This is a genomic window from Bacillus sp. 2205SS5-2, from assembly GCF_037024155.1.
Lineage (GTDB): Bacteria > Bacillota > Bacilli > Bacillales > Bacillaceae_K > Bacillus_CI.
On record NZ_JAYKTS010000025.1, the window covers coordinates 49,544 to 61,105 of the forward strand.

General features: G+C 39.2%; 12 protein-coding genes. All 12 read left to right on the forward strand.

Going from position 1 to position 11,562, the window contains the following annotated elements; translation table 11 throughout:
• Positions 1 to 5 precede the first annotated feature (5 nt).
• The 12 genes from hslO (at position 6) to lysS (ending at position 11,049) form a co-directional block, all read left to right on the forward strand.
• Entirely contained in the window at positions 6 to 887 is an 882-nt protein-coding gene (gene hslO / locus U8D43_RS15615; protein ID WP_335872116.1) for an Hsp33 family molecular chaperone HslO, read from the forward strand.
• A gap of 20 nt (positions 888 to 907) precedes the next feature.
• Positions 908 to 1,813: a peptidyl-prolyl cis-trans isomerase gene (locus U8D43_RS15620; RefSeq protein WP_335872117.1), complete on the forward strand. Its 906-nt coding sequence runs from the start codon at positions 908 to 910 to the stop codon at positions 1,811 to 1,813.
• 600 nt (positions 1,814 to 2,413) lie between these two features.
• Complete coding sequence (gene cysK / locus U8D43_RS15625; RefSeq protein WP_335872118.1) at positions 2,414 to 3,340, forward strand: cysteine synthase A; 927 nt, start codon at positions 2,414 to 2,416, stop codon at positions 3,338 to 3,340.
• A 289-nt stretch (positions 3,341 to 3,629) separates the two neighbouring features.
• Entirely contained in the window at positions 3,630 to 5,051 is a 1,422-nt protein-coding gene (locus U8D43_RS15630; protein WP_335872119.1) for an anthranilate synthase component I family protein, read from the forward strand.
• Positions 5,032 to 5,634 (forward strand): aminodeoxychorismate/anthranilate synthase component II, encoded by a 603-nt coding sequence (pabA, locus tag U8D43_RS15635; protein WP_335872120.1) that lies wholly within the window; start codon positions 5,032 to 5,034, stop codon positions 5,632 to 5,634. Before U8D43_RS15630 ends, pabA begins: the two co-directional genes overlap by 20 nt.
• 4 nt (positions 5,635 to 5,638) lie before the next feature.
• The gene (gene pabC / locus U8D43_RS15640) at positions 5,639 to 6,508 is read left to right on the forward strand and encodes an aminodeoxychorismate lyase (RefSeq protein ID WP_335872121.1); all 870 of its coding nucleotides are present in this window, start codon (positions 5,639 to 5,641) and stop codon (positions 6,506 to 6,508) included.
• Positions 6,505 to 7,338 (forward strand): dihydropteroate synthase, encoded by an 834-nt coding sequence (gene folP / locus U8D43_RS15645; RefSeq protein WP_335872122.1) that lies wholly within the window; start codon positions 6,505 to 6,507, stop codon positions 7,336 to 7,338. The genes pabC and folP overlap by 4 nt, the downstream gene beginning before the upstream one ends.
• Entirely contained in the window at positions 7,331 to 7,690 is a 360-nt protein-coding gene (gene folB / locus U8D43_RS15650) for a dihydroneopterin aldolase (RefSeq protein WP_335872123.1), read from the forward strand. Before folP ends, folB begins: the two co-directional genes overlap by 8 nt.
• 1 nt (position 7,691) lies before the next feature.
• Entirely contained in the window at positions 7,692 to 8,219 is a 528-nt protein-coding gene (gene folK / locus U8D43_RS15655) for a 2-amino-4-hydroxy-6-hydroxymethyldihydropteridine diphosphokinase (RefSeq protein ID WP_335872124.1), read from the forward strand.
• On the forward strand, positions 8,171 to 8,380 hold the full coding sequence (locus U8D43_RS15660) for a helix-turn-helix domain-containing protein (RefSeq protein WP_335872125.1): 210 nt from the start codon (positions 8,171 to 8,173) through the stop codon (positions 8,378 to 8,380). Before folK ends, U8D43_RS15660 begins: the two co-directional genes overlap by 49 nt.
• Before the next feature lie 38 nt (positions 8,381 to 8,418).
• The gene (gene dusB, locus U8D43_RS15665) at positions 8,419 to 9,417 is read left to right on the forward strand and encodes a tRNA dihydrouridine synthase DusB (protein WP_335872126.1); all 999 of its coding nucleotides are present in this window, start codon (positions 8,419 to 8,421) and stop codon (positions 9,415 to 9,417) included.
• Positions 9,418 to 9,561: 144 nt separating this feature from the next.
• Positions 9,562 to 11,049: a lysine--tRNA ligase gene (gene lysS / locus U8D43_RS15670; RefSeq protein WP_335872127.1), complete on the forward strand. Its 1,488-nt coding sequence runs from the start codon at positions 9,562 to 9,564 to the stop codon at positions 11,047 to 11,049.
• The last annotated feature ends 513 nt before the right edge of the window (positions 11,050 to 11,562 follow it).

The window sequence follows — 11,562 nt, forward strand, 5'->3', positions numbered from 1 at the left end:
ACAATATGGGTGATTATTTAGTTAAAGCATTAGCATATGAGGGTCAAGTTAGAGCGTATGCAATTAACAGTACGGAGACGGTTGCGGAAGCTCAAAGACGACATCAAACATGGCCAACCGCTTCAGCGGCACTTGGTCGTTCCATGAGTGCAGGTGTAATGATGGGTGCTATGCTTAAAGGCGAAGCGAAGTTAACGATTAAAATTGAAGGCGATGGTCCTTTAGGACTTATTCTCGTTGACAGTAATGCTAAAGGGGAAGTCAGAGGGTATGTTGCAAATCCGCAAACTCATATTGAAGAGCGTAATCAAGAAGGAAAATTAAATGTTGGTGCTGCAGTTGGTTCAACGGGAACACTTACTGTGGTAAAAGATCTAGGTCTTAGAGACAATTTCTCAGGACAAGTACCCCTTGTATCAGGAGAACTAGGGGAAGATTTCACTTACTATTTTGTGACAAGTGAACAGGTACCTTCATCTGTCGGCGTAGGAGTGCTTGTCAATCCCGACAATTCGATTTTAGCTGCAGGAGGATTCATCATTCAACTCTTACCAAAAACAAATGAGAGTGTAATAAAAGATATTGAAAAACGCCTCAGTTCAATGTTGCCTGTCTCTACACTCATTGAAAAAGGATTAACTCCTGAACAACTATTGGGAGAAGTACTAGGAGAGAACAACGTCAAAGTGCTTGAAAAGATGCCGATTTCATTCGAATGTCATTGTTCCAAAGAACGTTTTTCCGCTGCGCTCATAAGTTTAGGCAAGCAGGAAATTCAAGAAATTATTGATGAGGAAGAACAGGCAGAGGCCCATTGTCACTTCTGCAATAACAAATATCACTTTTCCAAAGAAGAGTTAGAGCAATTAAGAGAAGAAGCAAATTAATGATAGTGGGGATAAAAGAAATGGATAAAAAGATCGTAGCCAGTATTGTCTTTTTACTCATCACTAATGCGATTACGCTATTTTTTCTTTTGAAACCAGAAGAGAACCGAAGTACAAATGATGTCCAGGATTTAGCTGTTACAGGAGAGGTTATCGCGGGAGTGGGAGAAGAAACTATTTCCCGGGAAGAATGGCTGCATGCTCTTGAAATCCGTTATGGACGTGAAGTGCTTGAAGAACTCGTAGATAAAACGGTCATAGAGGAAGCAGGTAAAAAATTTGGGGTATCAGTGAGTGAAAAGGAAGTTGATCAGGAACTTGCGTTTATTCAATCCATTTACAACTCTTACGATGAAGAGTGGAATGAAAATGACCAAGTCCTTAGAGAACAAATTTATTCCGATTTGCTTCTTCAAAAATTGGCCACAAAAGATGTTGAAATTCAAGAAGAAGAGCTAAAGCGGTACTATGAGCAAAACGAACATTTATATGTGCTGCCTTCTTCATATTTATTATCCATGATATTTGTTCCTACAAAAAAAGAGGCTGAGCAAACACAACAAGAGTTAAATGGTGGTTCGAGTTTTGAAGCTCTAGCGATAGAACGATCTACGGACCCATACAGTGCTCAACAAGGTGGTAGCTTAGGGTATGTCATTGAAAATAATACAGTTTACCCTACCTCCTTTTGGGATCAGGTTCAAAAGCTTTCTGAAGGAGAGTGGAGCGATCCATTTTCCATGCGGGATGGATACGCAATTGTATTGCTTCATGAAAAGAACGAAGGGAAAGAATATTCTTTTAAGGAAGTGAAAGAGCAAATTCATCGTCAAATTGCGTTAGAGCAACAAGAGATCTCGGTCTCGCCAAAATCATTTTATGAAGAATTTAACGTAGAATCATTTTACGAAACAGAAGAGCAATAGAAAAGGCAAGCTTTTAAAGCTTGCCTTTTCTATATTCTAGATCGAAGGATCAACAGCGAACTATTTTTTATGGCTAAGTACCTAACTGTTGATATAGAAGGCTGTTTTCGCAAAATTTGTGGCTTATCGTATCAGTTGACCATCTATGATATATCTTTGTTTGTGGCATCATTTCGTCTGTTTTTGATGGAGATCAACAGTGAAATGGAGGATTTAGTCAAAAATCAGATGAATGCCCACAATTATACGAAAAGAGGTAAATAGAAAGACTTCAGATTATTATTTCTAAATTTTTTAAGAAATGAACTTGTTTTCACATTAATCAACTTCAGAATACCTATATTTCGCCATGATATGATTAGTTAATGACATTATGAAATTGACTCACATAGTTACTCATTTAAAACAACAATTAAGACGAAAACAGCCTCTTTCAAAGGAAGTAAGGATTAAATGTGCAGATTCTAAGTGAAAGAGGGCTATGAAAGATGGAAAATACATATAATTTAGAAAACAAGACGAAACATTTGACAGCGAGAGAAGGATTTCGTAACGTTAGTATTAAACCGATTAAAATACTTGGGATTAGGAGTGAATGTGATGGTAAGGGTAGCGAATTCTATTGCAGACCTTGTAGGTCAAACGCCAATTGTGAAATTGAATCGCATGACGGAAGACGATTGTGCTGATGTATACTTGAAGTTAGAATATATGAACCCAGGAAGCTCCGTCAAAGACCGTATTGCTCTTGCAATGATTGAAGAAGCAGAAAAAGAAGGGAAGCTTCATTCTGGAGACGTCATTATAGAACCAACGAGTGGTAATACAGGGATTGGGCTAGCGATGATCGCTGCAGCGAAAGGTTATAAGACCTTATTAGTTATGCCGGATACCATGAGTTCAGAGCGTCGTAATCTCTTGCGTGCATATGGGGCTGAACTTGTTCTCACACCAGGAGCAGAAGGAATGGGTGGGGCCATTCGAAAAGCAAAAGAGATTGCGGAGGAAAAAGGTTATTTTATGCCTCAACAATTTCAAAACGAAGCTAATCCAGAAGTGCATCGTTTAACAACCGGGAAAGAAATTATAGAACAGATGAGCGATGGACTAGATGCTTTTGTTTCAGGTATTGGAACAGGAGGCACCATAACGGGTGCGGGCCAAGTGCTAAAGGAACGTTTTAAAGACATAAAAATTTATGCTGTTGAACCAGAAGATTCTCCAATACTTTCAGGGGGGAAACCTGGACCTCATAAAATTCAAGGAATCGGTGCAGGCTTTGTACCAGATATACTAGATACTCAAGTATATGACGAAATCATAAAAGTGAAAAATGAAGATGCTTTTGAGTTTGCAAGAAGAGCTGCGAAAGAAGAGGGAATACTAGGAGGGATTTCCTCGGGAGCTGCTATTTATGCAGCTTTACAGGTGGCGAAAGAGTTGGGGAAAGATAAGAGGGTACTCGCAGTTATCCCTAGTAATGGAGAGCGATATTTGAGTACTCCCCTTTATCAATTTGATGAATAGAAGATAAAAGAGAAAGGTAGTCCATCATAGGGCTGCTTTTTTATTATGAGGAATGTGATAAACTCTCAATGAAAAGTGAGATTTGATGAATACTCTTATTAACTCTCAAGAAATTGGGATGGGGGTGAGTAGATTAGGAAACCAGCTTTAATATCCATTAGCTACAGTGTTTCTGGATTGGTCCGAGCTTTTCCCACTTTAGAGTTAATGAGGGGGCGAATGTTTTCAATGAAAGGATTACGGTCTTGCTGTATGATGGAATCATATATACTGAGGAGAGTGACGGCTTATGGCACAAACACAGCTTTTATTTCAAACCATCCATATGACAAAAGAAGAATTTTTTTCTGCTTATAAAGCGAAAAGTGTAGATAAACCTAATCACATCCTCCTAGAAAGTGGAAGGGGAGGGCGATACAGCATTGCTGGATTGAATCCCTTCGCTATCATAAGAGGAGAATTAAACGGTATTTTCGTTGAGGACGAGCAGGGTGAATATTTTATCAAAGGAGATCCATTATTCGCTCTACAAGAGTGGATGGATCCGTTTAAACTTCCACCAGTAAAAGATTTACCTGAGTTTCAAGGCGGAGCTATAGGTTATATCAGCTATGATTATGCCCGTGCTATTGAGAAGCTTCCAAGTTATGCAAAAGAGGATTTGCAGATGCCTATTCTCCATTTTTTACTTTATGACGAGTGGGTCGTATTTGAACATGAATCTAATACGTTATTTGTCATGAAGAGGGGAAGGGAAGGAGAATCAAATTCTCTTTTAGATGAGGAAGTGAAAAGTTGGATGCATCCGACTTTGCCAAGAGTGGAAACGTCTGTTTCTACCGCTTCATCCGATGAACTAGTAGTATCAATGGGGGAAGACAGATTTAAAGAAGCTGTAGAATCCATTCGGACTTATATAAGTGAAGGTGATGTTTTTCAAGTGAATTTGTCTGTTCGTCAATCAAAGCCTTTAGAAACAACGCCTTTTTCTATCTATGAAGAGTTGCGTGCATTAAACCCTTCGCCATATATGGCTTACATGGCAACTGAAGATTTTCAAATTGTATCAGCTTCACCAGAACTCTTGGTGAAAAAAGCTGGTATGGATGTGAGCACACGTCCGATTGCTGGAACACGTTCAAGGGGACGGAATGAAGAAGAAGACGAGGAATTGGCCAATGAACTCATTCGAAATGAAAAAGAACGAGCAGAGCACGTCATGCTCGTTGACCTAGAGCGAAATGATTTGGGTCGTGTTTGTCAGTATGGTTCTGTTGAAGTAGATGAATTTATGGTCATCGAAAAGTACTCCCATGTGATGCATATCGTTTCGAACGTTAGAGGGAAACTAAGCGAAAATAAAAGTGAAGTAGAGCTTATTCGTGCGATGTTCCCTGGAGGAACTATTACGGGAGCTCCGAAGATAAGAACGATGGAAATTATAGAGGAATTAGAGCCTGTTAGGCGGGGTATTTATACGGGAAGTATCGGGTGGTTAGGCTTTAATGGAGATTTAGAATTAAATATTGTAATTCGTACGTTATTAGCGAAGGATGGGCATGCATACATCCAATCTGGAGCAGGGGTCGTTATTGATTCCAATCCCGCTCACGAATACAAAGAAGCGCTTAAAAAGGCGAAAGCGCTTTGGAAAGCGAAGGATGCAGCTGAAAGAAAGGAGGAAGGTAAAGTTGATTCTAATGATCGATAACTATGACTCTTTTACATATAATCTTGTTCAATATTTAGGCGAATTAGGCGAAGAAATTGTTATTAAACGAAACGATGATATTACTATTCAAGAAATTCGCAAATTGAAGCCTGATTTTTTAATGATTTCCCCAGGCCCCTGTACTCCGAACGAGGCGGGAATTAGTCTTGAAGCAATTCGAGAATTTGCAGGAGAAATTCCTTTGTTTGGCGTTTGTTTAGGACATCAATCAATTGCTCAAGTGTTTGGGGGGGATGTTGTCAAAGCTGAACGACTGATGCATGGAAAACTATCGAAAATCTTTCATCATCACCAAGGAGTTTTTCGACAGCTAGAAACGCCATTAGAGGCCACGAGATATCATTCTTTAATTGTGAAGAAAGAAACACTTCCTACTTGTTTAGAGATTACTGCGTGGACAGAAGAGGGAGAAATTATGGGTATCAAACATAGAGAACTACCCGTAGAGGGAGTGCAATTTCATCCGGAATCCATAATGACGCAATCTGGCAAAGACCTGTTAAAGAACTTTTTAAGACAAAATGAATCCTATGTGAAACATCAAGCGATGACTAGAGGCTGACCTTATGTATATATATATAAATGGACAATATATGAAACAAGAAAAGGCGAAGATTTCCCCGTTTGATCATGGTTTTTTATATGGTATAGGGATATTTGAGACATTCCGTATGTATAACGGTCACCCTTTCTTATTGGATGATCATTTAGAGAGATTGCACCAGGGGTTGCAAGAATTGAATATCAAGTACTCGTTAAAAAGAGAAGATGTGCTATCAATATTGACTAAGTTGAAAACTCATAATGAGTTGCCAAATGCTTACGTTCGTTTAAATGTTTCTGCAGGTATAGGGGAGATAGGTCTTCGTTCAGAACCCTACCCGGAGCCAACTATTATCGTCTTTCAAAAAAAACTCCCCTCGGTCTCTGGGCTAAGTAGTAAAGAAGGTAGATTTTTATCGATTAGAAGGAATACACCTGAAACAGGCTTTCGGTTAAAATCACATCATTATTTGAATAATATGGCAGCGAAAAGAGAAATTGGTTCGACAGCGTCCATTGAAGGGATATTTTTAACAGAACAAGGATACGTAGCAGAGGGAATAACTTCAAATATCTTTTGGTATAAGAATCACACTTTATATACTCCTAAGATAGAAACGGGAATCTTGAATGGAATAACACGGCAATTCGTTCTTAGTCTGAGTGATCAATTAGGTGTTAAGACCAATGAAGGTTGTTATTCAAAAGAACACTTACTAAGTGCAGAGGAGATTTTTTTCACCAACTCGGTACAAGGTGTGGTCCCAATTAGTCAGTTAGATGCTCAAGTTTTCCCCGGATGTGAAGGAGAGTTGGTAAAGATGTTATCGACAGCATATCAGGAGAAAACGGGCGATTTGTGGAGTCATCATGAGTTAGGAGGAAGGTCATGATTCAAACAATAGAATGTGGACCGTATACGTTAGAATACGGAGAGAAAACGTTAGTGATGGGAATTTTAAATGTAACGCCAGACTCCTTTTCGGACGGTGGAAAATACAAAGTAATTGAAGAAGCGGTTTTTCGTGCCAAAGAAATGATTTCACATGGAGCTGATATTATTGATATTGGCGGGGAATCAACAAGACCCGGATTTGAGGCAGTTTCTATAGAAGAAGAATTAAGTCGTGTGATTCCAGTGATAAAGGCGGTATCACAAGCGGTTTCAGTGCCGATTTCCATCGATACGTACAAAGCTGAAACCGCTCAAAGAGCCATTGAAGCGGGCGCGCATATCATCAATGATGTGTGGGGAGCTAAAAAGGATCCAAACATGGCTTCTGTGGCAGCAAAAAAGGGAGTGCCGATCATCCTGATGCATAACCGGGAATCCAAAGAGTACGAACATTTTGTCCGAGATGTTCTGCAAGATGTGCAGAAAAGTATTGAGATCGTTAAACAAGCGGGTGTAAGAGATGAAAAAATAATCTTAGACCCTGGCATTGGCTTCGCGAAAGATGTGAAATTAAATATCAAGATGATGAATGAATTAGATAAATTGGTTGCTCTAGGATACCCTGTTCTACTCGGTACATCCCGAAAGCGTTTTATTGGGCATGTGTTAGATCTACCAGTAGAAAAACGAGTGGAAGGAACGGGTGCTACCGTGTGTTACGGTATACAAAAGGGATGTAGAATGATTCGAGTGCATGATGTGAGAGAAATAAAAAGGATGACTCAAATGATGGATGCTTTATTAGATGGAGAGTGCTTAGATGGATAAAATTAAAATCAACGATATGGAATTTTACGGTTATCATGGTGTATTTCCAGAAGAAACGAAACTAGGACAGCGCTACCGCGTGTGCTTAGAGTTATTTCTTTCATTACAACAAGCGGGTAAAAGTGATGACTTGGAAGATTCAGTAAACTATGGAGAGGTTTATCAACTCTGTAAGGAAATTGTCGAAGGGAAGCCGGTTAAACTAGTAGAAACGGTTGCTGAAACCATCGCCACTTCTATTTTGCAACAATTTTCAAAAGTTGAATCCACGAAGGTTACAGTGATAAAGCCAGACCCACCAATCCCTGGGCACTATAAATCCGTTGCAATTGAAATTACCAGAAGGAGATAATATGACAACAATCGCATATATTTCATTAGGAGCAAACGTGGGAGACCGAGAATATTTTTTATGGTGTGGAATAAAAGCACTACACTCCCACGAGAAAGTTCAAGTTGTACAAACCTCTTCGATTTATGAAACAGACCCTGTTGGATATACGGAACAAGGTAAATTTTTGAATATGGTTGTAAAGGTTGAGACCCTTCTTGCAGCGGAAGAATTGCTTCAGTACAGTCTTTTTATCGAAAAAGACCTTGGTCGTGAACGGATTATTAAATGGGGACCTCGAACAATAGACCTTGACATTTTACTCTATAATCAAGACAATATGAAAACAGAGAACCTAATTGTTCCACATCCTCGGATGCATGAGCGAGCCTTCGTACTCATTCCGCTTCTTGAGATTGATTCAGATCTTGCGTTTCCGACGATGGACACCTCTTTAAAAGAACATTTAAACGAAATACCTGATAAAGAAGGAGTTCGACTATGGAAGCAGATAAATGGGGAAGACGCATACGTGCCTTTAGGAAGTTAAAAGGTTATACGCAAGAAGGATTCGCAAAAGAATTAGCTGTTTCGGTATCCGTTTTAGGAGAAGTGGAACGAGGAAATCGCATGCCTTCACAGGAGTTACTGGCGAAAATAACAGAGGTGTTAGGTATTCCGTATGAGGAACTACGTCCTGACGAAACGTAAAATTATATATAGTGAAAGATAGAAAGAGGTCGGTTTACTTGCTTAAAATTGGAAACATTGAGATGGACAACCAAGTTGTACTCGCACCGATGGCAGGAGTATGTAACTCTGCATTCCGATTAACGGTTAAAGAATTTGGAGCTGGACTTGTTTGTGCAGAAATGGTCAGCGATAAAGGGATTGTTTTTCAAAATGAAAGAACGATGAATATGCTTTACATTGATGAAAGAGAATACCCTCTTAGCCTACAGATTTTTGGCGGACGGAAGGATACATTGGTACAAGCGGCAAAGTTCGTCGACAAAAACTCAAATGCCGATATTATCGATATTAATATGGGGTGCCCAGTTCCTAAAATCACGAAATGTGATGCGGGGGCTAAGTGGTTACTCGATCCAAATAAGATTTACGAAATGGTGGCTGCGGTAGTTGATGAAGTGGATAAACCAGTTACAGTAAAAATGCGAATGGGATGGGATGAAGACCATGTTTACGCAGTTCAAAATGCGCAAGCAATTGAACGTGCAGGAGGCCAGGCGGTTTCTCTACATGGTCGTACACGTGTTCAAATGTATGAAGGTCATGCCAATTGGGATATCATTCGTGAAGTGAAACAAGCAGTCAATATTCCTGTTATCGGAAATGGAGATGTTCAAACTCCTCAAGACGCAAAACGTATGCTTGAAGAAACGGGCTGTGACGGTGTTATGATTGGAAGAGCGGCTCTGGGAAATCCATGGATGATTTATCGAACGGTACAGTATTTGAAAACGGGTAAGCTATTGGAAGATCCGAGCGTTCGTGAAAAAATTGACGTTTGTATCCTTCACCTTGATCGTTTAATTGCTTTGAAAAACGAAAATATCGCAGTACGTGAAATGAGAAAACACGCAGCTTGGTATTTAAAGGGAATCCGAGGAAATGCAAGGGCACGTAATGCCGTTAATGAATGCTCTACGAGAGCTGAATTAGTCAATCTCTTAAACAACCTTGTTTTTGAAATTGAAGCAAAAGAAAATAGTGTTAAAATAGGCTAAAAATGAGAACTGCTAGTTAAACTGCTAGCAGTTTTTTATTTCACCTTACATAAAGGGTGTGTCTTACGCTTAGATTGTGTACAATAGTAAAGTATAAAAAACAAAAGTTACTATTAGATAAAAAATGTATTGGAGTGAAAATAGATGAGTCATGAAGAGTTAAATGACCAATTGCGCGTTCGACGAGATAAAATGGAATCCATGCAAGCAAAAGGAGTGGATCCATTCGGAAAACGGTTTGATCGTACTCATATTGCAGAGGAAGTTAAATCACAATTTGATACCTTTTCTAAAGAAGAGCTTGAAGATAAGAAGGAAGAAGTCACAATTGCCGGTCGAATAATGACAAAACGGGGAAAAGGAAAAGCTGGGTTTGCTCATATTCAAGATATTTCTGGTCAAATTCAACTTTATATCCGAAAAGATGCCATTGGTGACGAACAATATGATGTGTTTAACACGGCAGATTTGGGTGACATTGTCGGTGTAACAGGAGTTGTCTTCAAAACAAAAGTAGGTGAGCTTTCTGTTAAGGCGACCCATTTTGAATTGCTAGCGAAATCATTACGTCCACTTCCAGAGAAATATCACGGCTTAAAAGATGTTGAACAACGGTATCGTCAACGCTACCTTGATTTAATTATGAATCAAGAAAGCAAAGAAACGTTTATTGCTAGAAGTCGAATCATTCAGTCCATGCGTCGTTACTTAGATGATCAAGGATACTTAGAAGTGGAAACTCCGATGATGCACTCGATCGCTGGTGGTGCTTCTGCTCGTCCGTTCACGACTCACCATAACGCTCTTGATATGCCTTTGTTTATGCGTATAGCCATTGAACTTCATTTGAAACGTCTTATCGTAGGTGGGTTAGAGAAGGTTTATGAAATTGGTCGTGTTTTCCGGAATGAAGGTGTTTCAACACGACATAATCCAGAGTTTACAATGATAGAATTATATGAGGCTTATGCAGATTATAATGACATCATGTCCTTAACTGAAAATCTTGTTGCCCATATTGCGAAAGAAGTCACAGGATCGACAACCGTTCAGTATGGCGAGTATGAAGTGAATTTAGAACCTGAGTGGACTCGGCTTCATATGGTAGAAGCAATTAAGCAAGAAACAGGCGTAGACTTTTGGAGGAAAATGACAGACGAAGAAGCGAAAACACTGGCAAAAGAGCATGGAGTTGAAATTAAAGAAACGATGTCATATGGACATATCGTTAATGAGTTTTTTGAACAAAAAGTAGAAGAAACTTTGATTCAACCGACATTTATCTATGGTCATCCATTAGAGATTTCACCACTAGCTAAAAAGAATGCGGAAGATCCTCGCTTCACGGATCGCTTTGAACTGTTTATCGTAACTCGGGAGCACGCGAATGCATTCACTGAGCTGAATGATCCTATTGATCAAAGACAAAGATTCGAAGCTCAGTTAGTAGAAAGAGAAGAAGGTAACGATGAAGCTCACATGATGGATGAAGACTTTGTGGAAGCGTTAGAGTACGGAATGCCTCCAACAGGTGGATTAGGGATTGGCATAGACCGGCTTGTAATGCTATTAACAAATTCCCCGTCCATTCGTGATGTGCTACTGTTCCCATTGATGAGACATAAAGATTGACCTAAAGTCCCCCGCAACTATTTGTTGTGGGGGACTTTTTAAAAAAGGGAAAGCTTTCTACAATGTGAGTAGAGTTTGAAAGAGGTAATCAAGACTCTAAATGAAGTGAAATTGAGAGGAGTAGCTAGACGTGAAATATAATAGGAGTGTATATTTAATAGAAGTGAAAACTCAAAGTTAAATTAGAGTATTATGAATATTACTTTATTATAAAAAAGTGTTGCGTTCTAATTTAAAGGATGGTATATTATTATCTGTTGCTAAGAAACACGGCAACAACAACTCAAAACACACTGAAAAAAAACAAAAAACTTGTTGACAAAGTGTTGCGGGAGTTGTATGATAGAAAAGTCGCCTCATCGCGACAACGATTGAACTTTGAAAACTGAAAAGACGAAACGTCAACGTTAAATTTAAAAGTAAGAACATAGATTCTTACAAAAAAGTTTTATGAGCAAGTCAAACTTAACTTTTATGGAGAGTTTGATCCTGGCTCAGGACGAACGCTGGCGG